This window comes from Variovorax sp. J31P179 (assembly GCF_030316985.1).
Classification (GTDB): Bacteria; Pseudomonadota; Gammaproteobacteria; order Burkholderiales; family Burkholderiaceae_C; genus Variovorax; species Variovorax ginsengisoli_B.
The window spans coordinates 349,750-369,312 of sequence record NZ_JASZYL010000004.1 but is presented as its reverse complement, the minus strand read 5'-3'; the positions used below and the strand labels follow the sequence as shown (position 1 = coordinate 369,312).

At 68.2% G+C, this 19,563-nt stretch carries 20 protein-coding genes; 5 read left to right on the top strand and 15 right to left on the bottom strand.

Going from position 1 to position 19,563, the window contains the following annotated elements; all coding sequences use genetic code 11:
• Positions 1–49: 49 nt before the first annotated feature.
• Positions 50–1,036, top strand: coding sequence for a magnesium/cobalt transporter CorA (corA, locus tag QTI17_RS12790; protein ID WP_286519890.1), 987 nt, complete (start codon positions 50–52; stop codon positions 1,034–1,036).
• Here corA and QTI17_RS12785 read toward each other — a convergent pair.
• From QTI17_RS12785 to QTI17_RS12740, 10 genes are all read right to left on the bottom strand, one after another.
• A complete protein-coding gene (locus tag QTI17_RS12785) occupies positions 1,029–1,808 on the bottom strand; it encodes a 5'-methylthioadenosine/adenosylhomocysteine nucleosidase (RefSeq protein ID WP_286533538.1) in 780 nt (259 codons plus the stop codon). The genes corA and QTI17_RS12785 overlap by 8 nt on opposite strands.
• Positions 1,805–3,427 carry an ABC transporter substrate-binding protein gene (locus QTI17_RS12780; protein WP_286533537.1) on the bottom strand — a complete coding sequence of 541 codons (1,623 nt, stop codon included), beginning with the start codon at positions 3,425–3,427 and terminating at the stop codon, positions 1,805–1,807. Before QTI17_RS12780 ends, QTI17_RS12785 begins: the two co-directional genes overlap by 4 nt.
• A gap of 14 nt (positions 3,428–3,441) precedes the next feature.
• A complete protein-coding gene (locus QTI17_RS12775) occupies positions 3,442–4,443 on the bottom strand; it encodes a dipeptide ABC transporter ATP-binding protein (protein ID WP_286533535.1) in 1,002 nt (333 codons plus the stop codon).
• A complete protein-coding gene (locus tag QTI17_RS12770; protein WP_286533534.1) occupies positions 4,440–5,459 on the bottom strand; it encodes an ABC transporter ATP-binding protein in 1,020 nt (339 codons plus the stop codon). Before QTI17_RS12770 ends, QTI17_RS12775 begins: the two co-directional genes overlap by 4 nt.
• A 1-nt stretch (position 5,460) precedes the next feature.
• Positions 5,461–6,360: an ABC transporter permease subunit gene (locus QTI17_RS12765; protein ID WP_286533533.1), complete on the bottom strand. Its 900-nt coding sequence runs from the start codon at positions 6,358–6,360 to the stop codon at positions 5,461–5,463.
• Positions 6,357–7,361, bottom strand: coding sequence for an ABC transporter permease subunit (locus tag QTI17_RS12760; RefSeq protein ID WP_286519883.1), 1,005 nt, complete (start codon positions 7,359–7,361; stop codon positions 6,357–6,359). The genes QTI17_RS12765 and QTI17_RS12760 overlap by 4 nt, the downstream gene beginning before the upstream one ends.
• A 53-nt stretch (positions 7,362–7,414) precedes the next feature.
• The gene (locus QTI17_RS12755) at positions 7,415–9,094 is read right to left on the bottom strand and encodes a long-chain-fatty-acid--CoA ligase (protein WP_286533532.1); all 1,680 of its coding nucleotides are present in this window, start codon (positions 9,092–9,094) and stop codon (positions 7,415–7,417) included.
• Between the two features lie 117 nt (positions 9,095–9,211).
• A complete protein-coding gene (locus tag QTI17_RS12750; protein ID WP_286533530.1) occupies positions 9,212–10,699 on the bottom strand; it encodes an NAD(P)(+) transhydrogenase (Re/Si-specific) subunit beta in 1,488 nt (495 codons plus the stop codon).
• Positions 10,696–11,031 (bottom strand): NAD(P) transhydrogenase subunit alpha part 2, encoded by a 336-nt coding sequence (locus QTI17_RS12745; RefSeq protein ID WP_286519879.1) that lies wholly within the window; start codon positions 11,029–11,031, stop codon positions 10,696–10,698. The genes QTI17_RS12750 and QTI17_RS12745 overlap by 4 nt, the downstream gene beginning before the upstream one ends.
• Before the next feature lie 28 nt (positions 11,032–11,059).
• The gene (locus QTI17_RS12740; protein WP_286533529.1) at positions 11,060–12,190 is read right to left on the bottom strand and encodes a Re/Si-specific NAD(P)(+) transhydrogenase subunit alpha; all 1,131 of its coding nucleotides are present in this window, start codon (positions 12,188–12,190) and stop codon (positions 11,060–11,062) included.
• 229 nt (positions 12,191–12,419) lie between these two features.
• On the opposite strand from QTI17_RS12740, the gene QTI17_RS12735 reads away from it, so the two are divergent.
• Genes QTI17_RS12735 through QTI17_RS12725 form a run of 3 tightly spaced genes read left to right on the top strand, consistent with a single transcriptional unit; the run spans position 12,420 to position 14,635 of the window.
• The gene (locus QTI17_RS12735) at positions 12,420–13,139 is read left to right on the top strand and encodes a response regulator transcription factor (protein WP_286533528.1); all 720 of its coding nucleotides are present in this window, start codon (positions 12,420–12,422) and stop codon (positions 13,137–13,139) included.
• Complete coding sequence (locus tag QTI17_RS12730) at positions 13,140–14,168, top strand: sensor histidine kinase (RefSeq protein ID WP_286533527.1); 1,029 nt, start codon at positions 13,140–13,142, stop codon at positions 14,166–14,168.
• A 2-nt stretch (positions 14,169–14,170) separates the two neighbouring features.
• Positions 14,171–14,635 carry an NUDIX hydrolase gene (locus QTI17_RS12725; protein WP_286533526.1) on the top strand — a complete coding sequence of 155 codons (465 nt, stop codon included), beginning with the start codon at positions 14,171–14,173 and terminating at the stop codon, positions 14,633–14,635.
• Between the two features lie 7 nt (positions 14,636–14,642).
• Here the strand turns inward: QTI17_RS12725 and mnmA are convergent, their stop codons facing one another.
• Positions 14,643–15,746, bottom strand: coding sequence for a tRNA 2-thiouridine(34) synthase MnmA (gene mnmA, locus QTI17_RS12720; protein ID WP_286533524.1), 1,104 nt, complete (start codon positions 15,744–15,746; stop codon positions 14,643–14,645).
• Between the two features lie 52 nt (positions 15,747–15,798).
• Positions 15,799–16,794: an LLM class flavin-dependent oxidoreductase gene (locus tag QTI17_RS12715; protein WP_286533523.1), complete on the bottom strand. Its 996-nt coding sequence runs from the start codon at positions 16,792–16,794 to the stop codon at positions 15,799–15,801.
• 76 nt (positions 16,795–16,870) lie between these two features.
• On the opposite strand from QTI17_RS12715, the gene QTI17_RS12710 reads away from it, so the two are divergent.
• Complete coding sequence (locus QTI17_RS12710; RefSeq protein ID WP_286533521.1) at positions 16,871–18,439, top strand: phospholipase D-like domain-containing protein; 1,569 nt, start codon at positions 16,871–16,873, stop codon at positions 18,437–18,439.
• 18 nt (positions 18,440–18,457) lie between these two features.
• Here QTI17_RS12710 and QTI17_RS12705 read toward each other — a convergent pair whose 3' ends face one another.
• Genes QTI17_RS12705 through QTI17_RS12695 form a run of 3 tightly spaced genes read right to left on the bottom strand, consistent with a single transcriptional unit; the run spans position 18,458 to position 19,557 of the window.
• Positions 18,458–18,835 carry an SHOCT domain-containing protein gene (locus QTI17_RS12705; protein WP_286533520.1) on the bottom strand — a complete coding sequence of 126 codons (378 nt, stop codon included), beginning with the start codon at positions 18,833–18,835 and terminating at the stop codon, positions 18,458–18,460.
• Positions 18,836–18,883: 48 nt separating this feature from the next.
• Positions 18,884–19,108, bottom strand: coding sequence for a LapA family protein (locus QTI17_RS12700; protein ID WP_286519871.1), 225 nt, complete (start codon positions 19,106–19,108; stop codon positions 18,884–18,886).
• A 38-nt stretch (positions 19,109–19,146) separates the two neighbouring features.
• Positions 19,147–19,557, bottom strand: coding sequence for an SH3 domain-containing protein (locus QTI17_RS12695; RefSeq protein WP_286533519.1), 411 nt, complete (start codon positions 19,555–19,557; stop codon positions 19,147–19,149).
• Positions 19,558–19,563: the final 6 nt, after the last annotated feature.

The following is a 19,563-nucleotide window of genomic DNA, read 5'->3' as shown; positions in this document are numbered from 1 at the left end:
AAGCGCCCCGCCCCTCGCCCCAACGCCAGACATTTCAAGGGAGTGAGCCATGCTCAACATCTTCACGCTTGCCAACGGCCGCCTCGTCCAGGAAGAGATCGAGGCCCTGGAAGAGCTGTCCAAGTTCCAGCCGATCTGGGTCGACCTCGAATCGCCGACGGTCGAGGAGAAGCGCTGGATCAAGCAGTACTACGGCCTGTCGATCCCCGAAGACGCGATGGACGAGGACATCGAGGAGTCGGCCCGCTTCTACGAGGAAGACAACGGCGAGCTCCACATCCGCAGCGACTTCCTGATCGCCGACGACGAGAACCCGCGCTCGGTGCGCGTCGCCTTCATCCTGAACCAGCACAACACCGAGCTGCGCAGCCGCGGCGTGCTGTTCTCGATCCACGACGAGGACGTGCCGGTGTTCCGGCTGCTGCGCATGCGCGCGCGGCGTGCCCCGGGGCTGATCGAGGATGCCAAGGAAGTGCTGCTGAAGCTGTTCGACGCCGACGCCGAGTACTCGGCCGACACGCTCGAGAACATCTACGACGAGCTCGAGATCGCCGGCCGGAAGGTGCTGTCGGGCAACGTCAGCGACGAGCTGGCCGGCGAGGTGCTGGGCCTGATCGCGCGCCAGGAAGACTTGAACGGGCGCATCCGCCGCAACGTGATGGACACCCGCCGCGCCGTGAGCTTCATGATGCGCAGCCGGATGCTCAACGCCGAGCAGTTCGAGGAGGCGCGGCAGATTCTTCGCGACATCGAATCGCTCGACAACCACACGGCCTTCCTGTTCGACAAGATCAACTTCCTGATGGATGCGACCGTCGGTTTCATCAACATCAACCAGAACAAGACCATCAAGATCTTCTCGGTGGCCAGCGTCGCGCTGCTGCCGCCGACATTGATCGCCAGCGTCTACGGCATGAACTTCAAGTTCATGCCCGAAGTCGACTGGAGCTACGGCTACGCGTATGCGATCGTGCTGATGATCATCAGCGCGCTGGGGCCGATGTGGTACTTCCGCCGGCGGGGGTGGCTCAAGTAGCCTCGCCCTGCTCGGCGGCCGGCGGCAGGGTCGCCAGCCACCCATCGATCAGCGCCAGGCTGTAGCGGCTCGCGACCACCGAGACGAAGCGCGTGAAGTCGCCGTGCGCCTCGTCGTCGGCGCGGTCGGAAATGGTGCGCACCGCGGCGAAGGGCACTCCGAAGTCGTGGCACACCTGGGCCACCGCTGCGCCTTCCATCTCGACCGCCAGCGCGTCCGGCAGGTCGTTGCGCAGCGCGCTGCTTTCGGCGGCGGACGACACGAAGCGGTCGCCGCTCACCAGCAGGCCGCGGTGCACCGCGGGCGCGGCCAGCCCGAAATCCTCGACCACCTGCTGCCCCAGCAGGCCCACCGTGTCGGCCAGCACGCCGGCGGCCACCGCGGCCAGCGCGTCGCTGATCGCGGTGTCGGCCGCGAAGCGCGCATGGCCGGTGAGCGGCACCTCGTACTTCGGGAAGATCGGCGAGGCGTCGAGGTCGTGCTGCAGCAGCCGGGTCGCGACCACCACGTCGCCGACCCGGACACCCGGCGCCAGCCCGCCGGCGACGCCGGTGAAGACGATCGCCTGCGCCTGGAAGCGCTCGAGCAGCACGGTGGCCGTGAGCGCCGCCGCGACCTTGCCGATGCGCGACAGCACCGCCACCACCGGCTGCCCCTGCAGATGGCCGACCCAGAAGTCGCGCCCCGCCACGCGCACGCGCTGCTCGTCCGGCATCTGCGCCAGCAGCGCAGCCAGTTCCTCGTGCATCGCGGCGACGATGGCGATCGTCATTGCTTGATGTCGACCCCGTAGAAGGTGTGGCGCCCGAAGGGGCTCAGCTTGAAGTCCACGACCTCCTTGCGCACCGGCTTCAACTGCACCGCGTGCGCGATCGTGAACCAGGGCGCCTGCTCCTTGAAGACCACCTGCGCCTTCTTGTAGAGCGCGTCGCGCTCGGCCTGCTTGGGCACGTTCTTGGCCTTGACGACCAGTTCCTCGTAGGGCTGGTAGCAGAACTTGGCGACGTTGCTGCCGTTCGACTGCGCCGAAGCGCAGCCCAGGAGCGTATACATGAAGTTGTCCGGATCGCCGTTGTCGCCGGTCCAGCCCAGCATGCCCATCTGGTGCTCGCCGGCCTGCATGCGCTTGCGGTATTCGCCCCATTCGAAGCTCTTGATCTCGGCCTTGACGCCGACCTTGGCCAGGTCGGCCTGCATCAGCTCGGCGATCCGTTTGGCGTTCGGGTTGTAGGGCCGCTGCACCGGCATCGCCCACAGGTCGGTCGTGAAGCCGTCCGGGTAGCCGGCCTGCGCCAGCAGCTTCTTGGCCGCTTCGGGATCGTAGGGGTCGTCCTTGATGGCGTCGTTGTAGGACCACATGGTCGGCGGGATCGGGTTCTTGGCGGCGACGCCGGTGGTCAGGTAGACGCCATCGATGATGGCTTTCTTGTTGATCGCCATGTTGATGGCCTTGCGCACCCGCACGTCGTCGAAGGGCTTCTTCTGCGTGTTGTAGGCCAGGTAGCCGACATTGAGGCCGGCCTGCTCGAGCACCTGCACGTTCGAGTCCTTGCGGATCGCGTCGAGGTCGGCCGGGTTCGGGTAGGGCATGACGTGGCATTCGCCCTTCTGCAGCTTGGCCCAGCGCACCGAGGCATCGGGCGTGATGGCGAAAATCAGGTCATCGATCTTGGCCTTGCCGCCCCAGTACTGCGGGAAGGCCTTGAAGCGCACGATCGCGTCTTTCTGGTACTGGACGAGGTAGAACGGGCCGGTGCCGATCGGGTCCTGGTCGATCTTCTCGGGCGTGCCGGCCTTGAGCATCGCGATCGCGTATTCCTTCGACTGGATGCCCGCGTAGGGCATCGCGAGGTTGGCGAGGAAGGGCGCCTCGGGCTTGTTGAGCACGAACTTGACCGTGTAGTCATCGATGCGGTCGATGGACTTCAAGAGCTTCGGCATGCCCATGTCGTTGAAGTACGAGTGGTTTGTGCTCGTGACCTTGAAGTAGGGATCGTTCTCCTTCCACTGCCGCTCCATCATGAAGATGACGTCGTCGGCGTTGAAGTCGCGCGTCGGCTTGAAGCTCTTGGACGTGTTGTGCCACTTGACGCCCTGGCGCAGCTTGAAGGTGTACTCGGTGCCGTCGGGCGAGATGGTCCAGCTCTCGGCCAGGCCGGGCACGACCTTGGTGCCGCCGCGCTCGAACTCGACCAGGTTGTTGTAGACCTGCGTGGTGACGTCGAACGAGGTACCGGTGGTGTTCACGGCAGCGTAGAAGTTCTCGGGACTGCCTTCGGAGCAAAACACCAGGGTCTTGGCCGACGCGGCGCCGCAGGCCAGCGCGAGCGCGGCCGGTGCCAGCAGCGCGGCCGCGCGGAAGCGGCGCGAGAGAGGGGACGTGGTGGGCATGTCGTTCGACTCCTTCAAGGTTGAGGCCGCGCGGACGCGGATGGGGAAACTTCGGCTGGCAGGAATTTTTCGGCGTGATGGCAGGCCACCATGCGCTCGTCGAGCAGGCGCGGCAGCGGCCGCTCGCTGCGGCAGCGCTCGGTGGCATGCGCGCAGCGGGTGTTGAAGACGCAGCCCGGCGGCGGTGCCAGCGGCGAGGGAAGCTCGCCCTTGAGCACGATGCGTTCGGCGGCAAGACCGGGCGTCGATGCCAGCAGCGCCTGGGTGTAGGGGTGCAGCGGCCGGGCGAAGATGCGCGCCTTGGGGCCCTGCTCGACCGCATGGCCCAGGTACATCACGAGCACCTCGTGCGCGATGTGGCGCACCACGCCGAGGTCGTGCGAAATGAAGAGATAGGACAGGCCGAGCTCGGCCTGCAGGTCGGCCAGCAGGTTCAGCACCTGGGCCTGGATCGAGACGTCGAGCGCCGACACCGGCTCGTCGGCCACCAGCAGGCGCGGGTCGAGCATCAGGGCCCGCGCGATCGCGATGCGCTGGCGCTGGCCGCCCGAGAACATGTGCGGATAGCGGTTGGCGTACTCGGGCCGCAGGCCGACCCGGGCCAGCATGTCGCGCGCCTTGGCGGCCCGCTCGGTCTTGCCGAGGGTGGTGTTGATCGCCAGCGGGTCCTCGAGCACGGAGGAGATCTTCTTGCGCGGGTTGAGCGAGCCGTAGGGGTTCTGGAACACCAGCTGCACCGCCTGGCGCAGCTCGCGTCGGCGCTCGTGCGGCGGATCGACCGCGTCGTGGCCGACCAGCCGGAGCGAGCCCGCGGTCGGTTTCTCGATCAGTGCCACCATGCGCGCCAAGGTGGACTTGCCGCAGCCGGATTCGCCGACCACCGCCAGCGTGCGCCCCTTCTCGACCTTGAACGAGATGTTGCCGACCGCCTGCAGCTGCGCCGGTGCGCGGAACAGCCCGCGGCGCACCGTGTAGACGCGCTGCAGGTCCTGGGCCTCGACCACCCATTCGGTCATCGCACGAACTCCACCACCCGCGCGCCATCGCGCGCCAGCGCCGCGTCGCGCTGCGGATCGCCGAGCGCATAGTGGCAGCGCACCTGGCCGCCCATCCAGTCGCGCAGCTCGGGCCGCACGGCGCGCGAATGCGCGGTCGCGTAGCTGCAGCGCGGCGCGAACAGGCAGCCGGTGGGACGATCGTGCAGGCCCGGCACCACGCCCGAGATGGTGGCCAGCCGGCCTTCGCCGGCCGCGCGCTCGGGCAGCGCCGCCAGCAGCGCCGCGGTGTAGGGATGCTGGGGCGCGGCGAACAGCTCGGCCACGCCGCGCTCTTCCATCACCTGGCCCGCGTACATCACGGCCACGCGCTGCGCCATCTCGCTCACCACGCCCATGTTGTGGGTGATCAGCACCAGGCCCATGCCGCGCTCCTTCTGCAGGCTGCGCAGCAGGTCGAGGATCTGGGCCTGGATCGTGACGTCGAGCGCGGTGGTGGGCTCGTCGGCGATCAGCAGCTTGGGGTTGCAGGCGATCGCCATCGCGATCATCACGCGCTGGTTCATGCCGCCGGACAGCTGGTGCGGGTAGCTGCCCAGGCGCGTGGACGCCGCCGGGATGCCGACCTGCTCGAGCAGGCCGATGGCCCGCTTCTTCGCTTCGCGCTTGTCGAGATGGAGATGCAGGCGCAGCGTTTCCATCAGCTGCCAGCCAATCGTGAAGCAGGGGTTCAGGCTGGTGGTCGGCTCCTGGAAGATCATGGCGACGTCCTTGCCGACCAGTCCGCGCCGTGCCTTGTCCGACAGGCCGAGCAGGTCGTGGCCGTCGAAGCGAAGGTGCTGCGCCCGCACGCGGCCAGGCCAGCCGATCAGGCCCATCAGCGCCATCATCGTGACGCTCTTGCCCGAGCCGGATTCGCCGACGATGCCGAGCACCTCGCCCTGCTCCAGCCGCAGGCTGACGCCGTCGACCGCATGCAGCGTGCCGCCCTGGGTCGGGAACTCCACATGGAGGTCTCGGATGTCGAGAAGAGGCATGTCAGCGCTTGAGTTTGGGGTCGAGCGCGTCGCGCAGCCCGTCGCCCAGCAGGTTGAAGGCCAGCACCGCGGCCAGGATCGCCAGGCCCGGGAAGGTCACGACCCACCAGGCGCGCAGCACGAACTCGCGCGCATCGGCGAGCATCGTGCCCCACTCGGGCGACGGCGGCTGCGCGCCGAGGCCGAGAAAGCCCAGCGCCGCGGCGTCGAGGATGGCGGTCGAGACGCCCAGCGAGGCCTGGACGATCAGGGGTGCGGCGCAATTGGGCAGCACCTCGCGGAACATCAGCCGCAGCGTGCCGGCGCCGCTCACGCGGGCCGCCGTGACATAGTCGCGCGAGACTTCGGAGATGACGGCGGCCCGCGTGATGCGCACGTAGTGCGGCAGCACCACCACGGCCACCGCGAGCATCGCGTTGGTCAGGCCCGGACCGAGGATGGCGACGATCACGATCGCCAGCAGCAGGCTGGGCAAGGTCAGCACGACGTCCATCAGCCGCATGATCGCGATCTCGAGCACGCCGCGGAAGAAGCCCGCGATCAGGCCCAGCGCGATGCCCGCCGCGGCCGAGATCGCCACCACGGCGATGCCGATCGACAGCGACAGCCGGGCGCCGAACATCAGCCGCGAGAGGATGTCGCGCCCGATCGCGTCGGTGCCCAGCAGGTGCGCGGCGGTGCCGCCCTCCTGCCAGGCCGGCGGCCGCAGGAAGGCGCTGCTGTCGGTCTGGTTGGGCGCATGCGGCGCGATCCACGGCGCGAACAGCGCCACCAGCAGCAGCAAGACGATCACGGCCAGGCCGATGACCGCGCCGCGGTTGGCCGAGAACGCGCCCCAGAACTCGCGCCACGGGCCGGGTGGCGCGGTGCTCTTGTCGGTCACGACGGCGCTGGCGCTCATCTGCGGATCCTCGGATTGATGAGCCCATAGGCGACATCCACCGCCACGTTGACCGTCATGACGATCACGCCGAGCAGCAGCATGCCGCCCTGCAGCACCGGGTAGTCGCGCCGGCCGATGGCCTCGATCAGCCATTTGCCGACGCCGGGCCAGGAGAAGATGGTCTCGGTCAGGATCGCGCCGGTGAACAGCACGCCGACCTGCAGGCCGATCACGGTGACCACCGGGATCATCGCGTTGCGCAGCGCATGCAGGCCGATCACGCGCAGCGGCGCCAGGCCCTTGGCGCGGGCGGTGCGGATGTAGTCCTCGCCGAGCACTTCGAGCATGGCCGATCGCGTCATGCGCGCGATCACCGCCAGCGTGTTGGTGCCGAGCACGATGGCCGGCAGGATCAGGTGCTGCAGCGCCGAGACGAAGGCGCCCTTTTCATCGGACAGCAGGGTGTCGATCAGCAGGAAACCGGTGACCGGCTCGATGAAATACTGCACCGAGATCCGGCCCGAGACCGGCGTCCAGCCGAGCTGCACCGAGAAGAACAGGATCAGCAGCAGCCCCCACCAGAAGATCGGCATCGAGTAGCCGGTGAGAGAGGTCGCCATCACGCCATGGTCGAACAGCGAATTGCGCTTGACCGCCGCCAGGATGCCGGCCGGAATGCCCAGCAGCAGTGCGAACGCGATGGCGCACAGCGCCAGCTCGACCGTGGCCGGAAACAGCGCCAGGAACTCGCTCATCACCGGCTCCTGCGTGATGACCGACTTGCCGAGGTCGCCATGCAGCACGCGGCCGATGTAGATGCCGTACTGGGTGAATAGCGGCTTGTCGAGCCCGTAGTCCTTGAGCAGCGCCGCGTGGCGCACCGGGTCGATGCCGCGCTCGCCGGCCAGGGTCTCGATCGGGTCGCCCGGCACCAGACGGATCAGGAAGAAGGCGAGCAAGGTCATGCCGATGAAGGTCGGCACGAGCAGGCTGGCGCGGGTCAGGATGAATCTGAACATTCATGCCCAATATGCAAGAGCGATGCCGGCTATGGTCCCCGGCCGAACCCTTACTACTTTTTAACGTCGCGCAGTTCGCGCCGCAGGATCTTGCCGACCGGCGTCTTGGGCAGGTCGGTGCGGAACTCGATCACCCGCGGCTGCTTGTAGCCGGTCAGGTTGGCGCGGCAGTGGGCCCGAACCTCGGCTTCGGTGAGGTCGGGGTTCTTCTTGACAATCACCAGCTTGACGCCCTCGCCGGTCTTCTCGTCCGGAATGCCCACGGCGGCGCATTCGAGCACGCCCGGCATCAGCGCGACCACGTCCTCGATCTCGTTCGGATACACGTTGAAGCCCGAGACCACGATCATGTCCTTCTTGCGGTCCACGATCTTGAAGTAGCCGCGCTCGTCCGCGATCGCGATGTCGCCGGTCTTGAAGTAGCCGTCGGGGGTCATGACCTTGGCCGTCTCGTCGGGGCGCTGCCAGTAGCCGGCCATGACCTGCGGCCCGCGGACCGCGAGTTCGCCCGTGCTGCCGAGCGGGACCTCCCGGCCGTCGTCGTCGAGCAGCTTGACCTCGGTGCTCGGCAAGGGCACGCCGATGGTGCCGGTGTAGGCGATGCTGGTGGTCGGGTTGCAGGTCACCGAGGGCGAGGTCTCCGACAAGCCGTAGCCCTCGCAGATCGGGCAGCCGGTCTTCTCGAGCCAGAGCTTGGCCACCGCGGCCTGCACCGCCATGCCGCCGCCGACCGAGACCTTGAGGTTCTTCCAGTTGACGGTGTTGAAGTCCGGGTGGTTCGCGAGGCCATTGAACAGCGTGTTGACCGCCGGGAAGCTGTGGAAGGTGTGCTTCGATAGTTCCTTCAGCACCGCCGGGATGTCGCGCGGATTCGGGATCAGGATCAGCTTGCCGCCGGTGCGCATGCTGAGCATCATGTTCACCGTGAAAGCGAAGATGTGATAGAGCGGCAGCGCGCAGATGCTGGTCGGCTGCTCGCCGGGCGGCACCTTCTGCATCACGGGGTCGTTCCAGGCCTCGGACTGCAGCACGTTGGCGATCACGTTCCGGTTGAGCAGCACCGCGCCCTTCGACACGCCGGTGGTGCCGCCCGTGTATTGCAGCACTGCGACGTCGTCCGGGCCCAGCGCGGGCGCCTTCAAGGTGCGGGTGGCACCCTTCTCGAGCGCATCGTTGAAGCGCACCGCGCCGGGCAGGCTGAACGCCGGCACCATCTTCTTGACGCTGCGCACCACGTAGTTGACCAGCGCGCCTTTCAGCATGCCGAGCCGATCGCCCATCGAGGCCAGCACCACGTGTTTGACCTGCGTGGCGCCGATGCACTGCTGCAGCGTGGTGCCGAAGTTCTCCATCAGCACGATCGCGGTCGCGCCCGAGTCCTTCAGCTGGTGCTCGAGCTCGCGCGGCGTGTAGAGCGGATTGACGTTGACCACGATCAGGCCGGCCCGCAGCGCGCCAGCCACCGAGATCGGGTACTGCGGGCAGTTCGGCATCATGATCGCCACCCGGTCGCCCTTGACCAGGCCCAGGCCCTGCAGGTAGCAGGCGAAGGCGCGGCTCTGGTGGTCGACGTCGGCGTAGCTGACGTCCTTGCCCATGAAGCTGTAGGCCGTGCGGTCGGCGTATTGGGTGAAGCTCTCTTCCATCAGCGCCACCAGCGAGGCGTAGCGCGAGGCATCGATGTCGGCGGGCACGCCTTGCGGATAGCTGCCGAGCCAGGGTCGATCAATCACTGTCAGTCTCCAGAACGAAATCTTGTGGGGAAATCTGCCGCCATCGTAACTTGAGCGTCGGATGCGGCACGGGCCGCGACACTGCGCGGCCCGTGGTCTTCATGGCGCGGCCGAGTGCTACTCGATCGCCTTGGCCATGTCCTCGACCACCTTCTTGGCGTCGCCGAAGACCATCATGGTCTTGTCCATGTAGAAGAGCTCGTTGTCGAGACCTGCGTAGCCCGCGGCCATCGAGCGCTTGTTCACGATCACGGTCTTGGCCTTGTAGGCCTCCAGGATCGGCATGCCGTAGATCGGCGTGCCCTTCTGCAGCGCCGCCGGGTTCACGACGTCGTTGGCACCCAGGATGATCGCCACGTCGGCCTGGCCGAACTCGCCGTTGATGTCCTCCATCTCGAACACCTGGTCGTAAGGCACCTCGGCCTCGGCCAGGAGGACGTTCATGTGGCCCGGCATGCGCCCGGCCACCGGGTGGATCGCGTACTTGACCGTCACGCCGTGCTCGGTGAGCTTGGCCGCGAGTTCCTTGACGGCATGCTGGGCACGGGCGACCGCCAGGCCGTAGCCCGGCACGATGATCACGGTCTCGGCGTTGCTGAGCACGAAGGCCGCGTCGTCGGCGCTGCCGCTCTTGACCGGGCGCTGCTCCTTGGCGCCGCCGCCGGCCGTGGCCGCCTCGCCGCCGAAGCCGCCCAGGATCACGTTGAAGAACGAGCGGTTCATCGCCTTGCACATGATGTAGCTCAGGATCGCACCCGAGGAGCCCACCAGCGAACCGGCCACGATCAGCATCGCGTTGTTCAGGCTGAAGCCGATGCCCGCGGCCGCCCAGCCCGAGTAGCTGTTGAGCATCGACACCACCACCGGCATGTCGGCGCCGCCGATCGGGATGATGATCAAGACGCCCATCACGAAGGCCAGCAGCAGCATCGCGAGGAAGGCCGCCCAGCTCTCGGTCGCCATGTAGACCAGGCCCAGCGCGATGGTCAGCAGGCCCAGCACCAGGTTGAGCATGTGCTGGCCCTTGAACTGCACCGGCGCGCCCTGGAACAGGCGGAACTTGTACTTCCCCGAGAGCTTGCCGAAGGCGATCACCGAGCCGCTGAAGGTGATCGCGCCGATGGCCGCACCCAGGAACAGTTCGAGCCGGTTGCCCGCGGGGATGGCATAACGCAGGAAGCCGTCGATGATCGCGGCGCCCTCGGGCGTCTGCACGCCGACCGCGGCCGCCACCGGCGGCGGCGTGATGCCGAAGGCCCAGGGCTCGACCACCGCGGCCACCGCGATGAACACCGCCGCCATACCGATCATGCTGTGGAAGAAGGCCACCAGCTCGGGCATCTGGGTCATCTCGACCGTCTTGGCCCGGTAGGCGCCGTAGCCGCCGCCGACCACCAGCCCGAGCAGCACCCAGGCCATTCCCATGGCCTTGCCGCCGGACAGCTGCACGATCAGCGCCGCGGTGGTCAGGATGGCGATCGCCATGCCGACCATGCCGAAGAGGTTGCCGCGGATCGAGGTGGTGGGATGGCTCAGGCCCTTCAGGGCCTGGATGAAGCAGACGCTGGCGACGAGGTACAGCAGCGTGACGACGTTCATGCTCATGCTGCGTTCCCCTTGCCGCTCGCTTCAGCCGCAGGCGCCTTCTTGTCCTTCTTCTTGAACATCTCCAGCATGCGCCGGGTGACCAGGAAGCCGCCGAAGACGTTGACCGCGGCCAGCGCCACGGCCAGCACGCCCATGGTCTTGCCGAGACCGGTCTCGGTCAGCGCGGCCGCCAGCATGGCGCCCACGATCACGATCGCCGAGATCGCGTTGGTGACCGCCATCAGCGGCGTGTGCAGCGCCGGCGTGACGGTCCACACCACGTGGTAGCCGACGTAGATCGCCAGCACGAAGATGATCAGGTTGATGACGGTATGGGATACGGGATCCATGGCGATGCTCCTCCGGGGGTTTCTTGTCTTACTTCCTGGTGACCTGGCCGTCTTGCGCCATGCGGCAGGCCGCCACGATGTCGTCCTCGAGGTCGATCTTGAGCGTGCCTTCCTTGGCCACGATCAGCTTCAGGAAGTCGAGCACGTTGCGCGCATAGAGCGCCGACGCATCGGCCGCCACCAGCGCCGCCAGGTTGGTCTCGCCGACGATCGTCACGCCGTGCTTGACCACCGTCTTGTCGGCCTCCGACAGCGGGCAGTTGCCGCCCACTCCGTCAGGGCCCTTGCCGGCGGCGATGTCCACGATGACCGAGCCCGGCTTCATGGCCTTGACCATGTCCTCGGTGATCAGGGTGGGCGCCGCGCGGCCCGGGATCAGCGCGGTGCTGATCACGACGTCGGCCAGCGCGACGCGCTTGGCGACTTCGACCTGCTGGCGGGCCAGCCAGCTCGGGGGCATCGGCTTGGCATAGCCGCCGACGCCGACCGCAGCCTCTTTCTCTTCGTCGGTGTCGTAGGACACCTCGATGAACTTGCCGCCCAGCGACTCGATCTGCTCCTTGACGCTCGGGCGGACGTCCGAGGCCTCGATCACCGCCCCCAGGCGCTTGGCCGTGGCGATGGCCTGCAGGCCGGCCACGCCGACGCCCAGGATCACGACCCGGGCCGCCTTCACGGTGCCGGCGGCGGTCATCAGCATCGGGAAGAAGCGCTGGTAGCGGTCGGCGGCGATCATGACGGCCTTGTAGCCGGCGATGTTGGCCTGCGACGACAGCACGTCCATGCTCTGGGCACGGGTGGTGCGCGGGGCGGCCTCCAATGCGAAGGCCGTGAGGCCTGCGGTCGCCAGGCGCTGCAGGCCGGCGGCATCGAAGGGGTTGAGCATGCCGATGAGCACCGTGGCGGGCTTCATCAGCGCGCACTCCCGGTCGTCGGGGCTGCGCACCTTGAGCACGATGTCGGCGCCGAAGGCGCCCGCGGCATCGGTGATCTCGGCGCCGGCAGCCTGGTAGGCCGCATCGGTCACGCTGGCGGCCACGCCGGCGCCCGATTGCACACGAACGACATGGCCTTGCGCCACCAGCTTCTTCGCGGTCTCCGGGGTCACGGCGACGCGGGTTTCGCCTGGCACGGTTTCAACCGGCACGCCTATCAGCATGGACTTCTCCTCAGGGCAGCATTGGAATTCGGGCCGAGCTTACCCGAAGACGCCAGCCGGAAGTTGTCCCCCAGGTGCCGACGCCAGCGGTGCCTCGGAGCGCCCGGACTGTCCATCTTGCTATCAAACCGATAGCACTCCAGAACCTGCTTCGCTGGGTACACTGTCGGCGCGATGACCGGATCGAAGAACGCCGGCTTCGCATGACAACAAGATTCAGGGGGATCGAATGCGTATCGCTGCGCTTGACGACGAGGGGGTTCAGCTCGAACTGATCCGCCATGCGGTGGAGGTCATCGGCCACGAGTGCCACGGCTATGGCGACGGCAAGTCGCTGCTGCGCGACCTGCACCGCGAAACCTACGACCTGCTGATCCTCGATTGGGGACTGCCCGACATCGAGGGCCCGCGGGTGGTCAAACGGATCCGCGACGACCTCAAGAGCGCCATGCCGATCCTGTTCGTCACCAACCGGCGCGAGGAAGAAGACCTGGTCGAAGGGCTGGCGGCCGGCGCCGACGACTTCATGACCAAGCCCATCCGGGTGGCCGAGCTCCAGGCCCGCGTGCGCGCCCTGCTGCGCCGCACCTACCCGGGCCAGCAAGAGAGCGTGCTCGTGTTTCGCGACTATCGCTTCGATGCGGCGACGCGCACCCTTCGGATCGCCGGCAGACTGGTCGAACTCAGCCGCCGCGAGCACGCGCTGGCGCTGTTCCTGTTCCGCAACCTGGGCCGCCTGCTGTCGCGCGACCACCTGCGCGAGGCGGTCTGGGGCCTCGACACCGAGACGCCGTCGCGATCGCTCGACACCCACATTTCGCGACTGCGGCAGAAACTCGACCTGCAGCCTTCCAACGGCTTCCTGCTGTCCGCCGTCTATGGCATGGGCTACAGGCTGGAGCCTCTCGAGTCGGAGCAGATCGAGGCGCTCGATGGCCGGCGCACCTGAATGAAGCGGCACGCCCGCACGCCGCCGCCGCCCGACTGGCGCCGGTTGCGCGACAGCCTGGACCACTGGCCGGATGCGGCGCTGCTGCTCGACCCCGAAGGCCGCGTGGCGGTCGCCAACCTGGCGGCACAGGGCCAGTGGCAAGGCGGCGGGGCGCCGCTGCAGGGCCAGCCTGCGGACAGCCTGCTCAGCGGCCTTCGCCGCCGTGGCGACGGTGCGCCGCTGCTGCCCCGGGCCGCGCTGCGCGGCGGCCCGCGAGCGACCTGCGGCGAGGGCGAGGACGCGCAGGGCCGCGGCTGGCTGCTGCGCTGCCTGCCGCTGGTCGACGAGGGTCAGGGCTTGCACGGCTGGCTGGTCGTGCTGGTCGATGTCACGCTCCTGTGGCTGGCCGAGGCGCAACGCGACCACGCACTGCGATTCCTCTCCCACGACGCCCGCCAATCCGCGACGACGATCCTCGCCATGCTCGACCTGGCGCGCCAGCGGCCGGAAGCGGATCAGACGGACGGCCGGCTGCTGCAGGGCATCGAGCGCGAGGCGCAGGCCGGCCTCGACCGCTCCGACCGCTTCGTGCGGCTGGCAAGGACGCAGGCGCGGCCGCTGCAGACCGAGTTGCTGGACCTCGCCGCGCTGCTGCGGATGGTGGTCGACGCGGCCTGGTCCACGGCGGACCGCCAACGCGTCCGGATCCTGCTGCGGCCCCTGCCCGACGACGCGCCTTGCGTCGCCGATCGCGGCATGCTCACGCGCGCACTGGGCGCGATGCTCGACCATGCGCTCGGTCGCTCGCCACCCGGCTCGGTCCTGTCGTGCGCCGTCACGACGGACGGCGGGCAGTGGCGCGTCGCCCTGCGGGAACCTGCCGCGGGCCCACCTGTGCAACAGGCGCTGCAGTTGGCCCGCACCGTGGCACAGCGCCATGGTGGTAGCCTGGACATCGAACACGCGGCCGATGCCGGCTGCACCGTCACGCTGGTGCTGCCCAGGCCGACCGCGGCCGAACTGGCGGCGCCTTTCACGGAGTCATGAGCATGGCGAAGCGCTGGAAACCCAACGTCACGGTGGCCGCCGTGATCGAGCGGCAGGGCCGCTACCTGCTGGTCGAAGAAGACACGGCCGACGGCCTGCGGCTGAACAACCCGGCCGGGCATCTCGACCGCGGCGAATCGCCCGTCCAGGGCTGCGTGCGCGAAACACTGGAAGAAACCGCCCACCACTTCAGCCCCACCGCCCTGGTCGGCATCTACCTGGCCCGCACCCGGCAGCCCGAAGACATCACCTACCTGCGCTTCGCCTTCACGGGCACGCTCGGCGCCTTCGAGCCGGCGCGGCCGCTCGACCACGGCATCGTCCGCACGCTGTGGATGACGATCGATGAAATCCGCGCCAGCGTGGCGCGGCATCGCAGCCCGCTGCTGCTGCAAGGCGTCGAAGACCACGCGGCCGGCAAGCGCTACCCGCTGGAGCTGGTGCGGATCGATCCGTCGGTGATCTAGTTGGCGATCAGTTCGCGATCACGCCGCCGCCGAGGCAGACCTCGCCGTCGTACAGCACCGCCGACTGGCCCGGTGTGACGGCCCATTGCGGTTCGTCGAATTCGAGGCGGAAGGCGCCATCGCGCCCCTCGCCCATCCGGCAGGACGCGTCGGCCTGCCGATAACGCGACTTGGCGGCCAGCGCGCCGGGCGCCGGCGCCTGGCCCGAGACCCAGCTCGCATCGTCGGCCTCGAGCCCCGACGACAGCAGCCACGGATGGTCGTGGCCCTGCACCACCCACAACGTGTTGTCGGCGACATCCTTGCGCGCCACGAACCATGGCGCGTGGTCGCCGGCGCCGCGCCGGGCGCCCTTGGCCTTGATGCCGCCGATGCCCAGCCCCTGGCGCTGGCCCAGCGTGTAGAAGCTCAGGCCCTGGTGCTCGCCGATCTGGCGGCCGCGCTCGTCGCGCACCGGGCCCGGCTCCTTCGAGATGTAGCGGTTGAGGAACTCGCGGAAAGGGCGCTCGCCGATGAAGCAGATGCCGGTGGAGTCCTTCTTCTTCGCGTTCGGCAGGCCGATCTCGTCGGCGATGCGCCGCACCTCGGTCTTGTGCAGCTCGCCGACCGGGAACAGCGTCTTCGACAACTGCTGCTGGTTCAGGCGATGCAGGAAGTAGCTCTGGTCCTTGGCCGGATCGAGTCCCTTGAGCAGCTCGTGCAGGCCGGTGGCGGCATTGAGGCGCACGCGTGCGTAGTGCCCCGTGGCGATCTTCTCGGCGCCGAGCCGCATCGCGTGGTCGAGGAAGGCCTTGAACTTGATCTCGGCATTGCACAGCACGTCGGGATTCGGCGTGCGGCCGGCCTGGTACTCGCGCAGGAATTCGGCGAACACGCGGTCCTTGTAGTCGGCGGCGAAATTGACGTGCTCGATCTCGATGCCTAGCACGTCGGCCACGCTGGCGGCGTCGACGAAGTCGATGTTCGACGAGCAGTATTCGCTGTCGTCGTCGTCTTCCCAGTTCTTCATGAAGATGCCGACCACCTCGTGGCCCTGCTGCTTCAGCAGGTGCGCTGTGACCGCGGAGTCGACTCCGCCGCTCAGGCCCACCACGATGCGCTGCTTTTCCATAGGGCTGGCATTGTCCCAGCACCGGCCAAGCCGGTGCCGGCGGCGGGTCAATTCAGCGCGCGGGCAGCTGGTCGCGGAGTTCGGCCAGGATCTCGTAGGAGCGCAGCCGCGCGTCGTGGTCGAAGACCTGCGAGGTGATCATCAGCTCGTCCGCACCGGTGCGCTCGACGAAGGCCTGGATGCCGGCGCGCACGGTGTCGCGCGACCCCACCGCCGAACACGACAGCACCGAATCGAGCAAGGCGTTCTCGGCCGGGCCGACCTTCTGCCGATAGTTGGCGACCGGGGGCGGCAGGCGCCCCGGCCGGCCGCTGCGCAGGTTGACGAAGGCCTGCTGCCAGGATGTGGCGCGGAACGCGGCTTCCTCGTCGGTCTCGGCCGCGAACACGTTGAAGCCCAGCATCACGTAAGGCTTGGCCAGCTGCGCCGAGGGCTTGAAGGTCTCGCGGTAGATGCGGATCGCCTGCATCAGCTGCTGCGGCGCGAAGTGCGAGGCGAAGGCATAGGGCAGGCCGAGATGGGCCGCGAGCTGGGCACCGAAAGTGCTCGATCCGAGGATCCACACCGGCACCTCGAGCCCCCGGCCGGGCACCGCGAGCACCGGTTGGCGCGGTTCCTTCGACATGAAGTCCATCAGTTCGACGACGTCCTGCGGGAACTGGTCCGAATCGGATTGAAGGTCGCGCCGCAGCGCCTGCGCGGTGCGCTGGTCGGAGCCGGGCGCGCGGCCGAGGCCGAGGTCGATGCGCCCCGGGTACAGCGATTCCAGGGTGCCGAACTGTTCGGCGATCACCAGCGGCGAGTGGTTCGGCAGCATCACGCCGCCGGCGCCGATCCGGATCGTCGAGGTGCCGGCGCCGATGTGGGCCAGCAGTACCGCCGTGGCCGCGCTCGCGATGCCCGGCATGCCGTGGTGCTCGGCCAGCCAGTAGCGGCGGTAGCCCAGCTTCTCGCCATGCCGCGCCAGCGACAGCGAATTGCGAAAGGACTGCGCGGGATCGCTGCCTTCGGTGACGGGGGAGAGATCGAGGATTGAAAACGGAATCATGCCGCTATCTTGGCGCGGATCGGCCGGATTCAAGCGCCGAAGGGATATTGGCCCGCCACCGGGTAGGCTTGCGGCCATGAATTGGCGACGCTTCGGTTCCTGCATGCTTGGTTTTGCGCTGGCCCTGGCCCTGGGCGCTTGCGGCTCGCTGCCGGCAGGCGTGGAGCGGCCGGTGTCGACCAGTCTTCCCGCCGCGCCGGACGAGAGCCCGCTGGCCCGGCTGGCCGAGTCCGCGCTGCCGCCCAGCGCCCAGTCGGGCTTCCGGCTGCTGCCGCTGGGCGCCTACGGCCTCGATGCCCGGCTGGCGCTGATCGGCCGCGCCACGCGCACCTTGGACCTGCAGGTCTACATCATGGACAACGACGAGTCCGGGCGTGCCGTGTTCGCCGCGCTGCGCGACGCCGCCCAGCGCGGGGTGCGCGTGCGGCTGCTGCTCGACGATCTCAACAGCGCGAGCGCCGAGCCGCTGCTGGCGGCGCTGGTCGACCTGCCGAACTTCGAGATCCGCTTGTTCAACCCGTTCTGCTGCGCCCGCCAGAGCCTGGCCGGGCGCATCGTGACCTCGCTCGGCGACCTGCCCCGGCTCGATCACCGGATGCACAACAAGCTGATGATCGCCGACGGCGCGCTGGCGATCGTCGGCGGCCGCAACATCGCCGACGCCTACTTCGGCCGCGATCCGGTGGCGAACTTCATCGACCTCGACGCCATCGCCGCGGGCCGCGTGGTGCCCCAGCTCGGCGTGCTCTTCGACCGCTACTGGAACAGCGAGGAGTCCTTTCCGGCCAAGTTCTTGGTGCGCCCCCTTGGCCCCGAGTCCACGCGCATGGCCGCGCTCGCGCGCCTCCTGCCCGACGGCGCGGCACCGATCGATTCCGGACTGCCCGCGCGCGACCTGCTGGGACGCGAGCCGGTCGGCAAGGAGCTGGCGGCGAATCGGCTGAGCCTGGTTCCCGGCCTCGCCTACGGCGTCGCCGACCAGCCGTCCAAGCGGCTGCAGATCGGCGACGAGCTCGAGGACGGCAGCCTGATGACCGGGGCCGTCGGCCAGATGCTCGGCAGCCGCAGCGAACTGGTGGTGAGCTCGCCCTACCTGGTGCCCGGCACGCGCGGCATGGCGGTGATGCACAGCCTGCGGCGCAAGGGCGTCGAGATGACGCTGGTGACCAACTCGCTGTCGGCCAACGACTCGGCCCTGGTCAACATCGGCTATGCGCGCTACCGGCGGCCGATACTGCGCGCCGGCGTCAGGCTGTACGAGATCAGCGCCCAGCCCTCCGCCAATGCGAGCCAGCCCTTCTTCAGCGGCTCGTCGCACGGTCGCCTGCACGCGAAGCTGATGGTGATCGACCAGGAAGTGGTGCTGCTCGGCTCGCTCAACCTCGACCCCCGCTCGGCGCGACGCAACACCGAGCTCGGGGTCGCGATCGACAGCCCGGCACTGGCCAGGGAAGCGCTGCGCCTGATCGACGCGATGAAGAACGAGGCCTACGCGCTGCGGCTGGAGACGCAGGGCAGCGCGCTCGCGTGGGTGTCGCCGAACGAGGACGACGACAAGGGCGTCGAAACGGAGCCCGGAGTGTCGCCATGGAGCGCGCTGCAGCGGCTGCTGCTGCAGCCGCTGGTGCCCGAGGACCTGCTCTGACGCGCGTCGGCGCGCCGCTCAGGCCAGGGCCTTGGCCTTGAGCCTGGCGAATTCTTCCGGCGTGATGGTGCCGGCGTCCAGCAGCGCCTTGGCATCCGCGATGTGCTCGGCCGGCGACTTGCCGGCCACTTCGCGGATGTAGGCGTCGGTGTCGGACTTGGCGCGCTGCAGGCTGGCACGCTGCCGCTCCGCCATGCCGCGGCCGCGGATCACGATGTAGAGGATCGCCGTGAGGCCCGGGATCACGACCAGGCCGATGATCCACAGCACCTTCGATCCGCCGCCCATCTCCGAGTCGCGGAACAGGTCGCCGATGATCTGGAACAGGATGAGCAGGTAGACGATCAGGACGAAGGTCGACAGCAGCAATTGAATCAGGTCCCAAAAATTGCTCATGGAGGTCTTTCTAGCTTGTTGAGAAATCGAGAAATGAGAGGCGCGGCTTCAGGGCCGGCGCGTGGCGCCGTGCGCCAGCGAGCGCAGCAGGCTGAGCACGAAGCCGCCCGTGAACATGCCCAGCACGTAGATCAGCAGCACCAGCACCGAGATCGGCAGCGTGATGCTCATGGAGAACAGCGAGACGGTCGCCGACTCCAGGTTCTGGAACTTGAACAGCAGGACGATGCCGGCCAGGATCACGATCAGCACGATGTAGACGAAGCGGTGCATGAGGGGTCTCTCCTTGGTGAAATGCGAAGCGGCGTGGTTCATCGAGGCGGCCGCATCGGCGGCGGTGGCGGCGGCCGGAACCCGGGCGAACGCCAGTTCGACCACTGGTTGCGATCGACGTCCCAGGGCCGTCCGCGGTAGTGCCGGTCCCAGTAGGTCGGCACCGAGAAATTGACGATCGGCGCCCGCCGCACCGCATTCGAGAGATAGCGCGAATCGACCCAGCCGCGGTTGCGGCCGGCGGCGACATCGCACCAGCGCCAGCGCGTGGTGCAGCCGAACACCCGCACCGGCGTGCGCGCCGGCAGCCAGCTCACGACCGGGAAAACGCGGTCGGGACCGGCCCGCATGTTGACCGCCTGCAAGGTGGAGGCCGTTTGCGCCAGTGCCGCCAGCGGCAGCAGCAAAGACAATGCGGCGAGCCATCGGGTCGAGACGGGGATCGGCATGGTCAC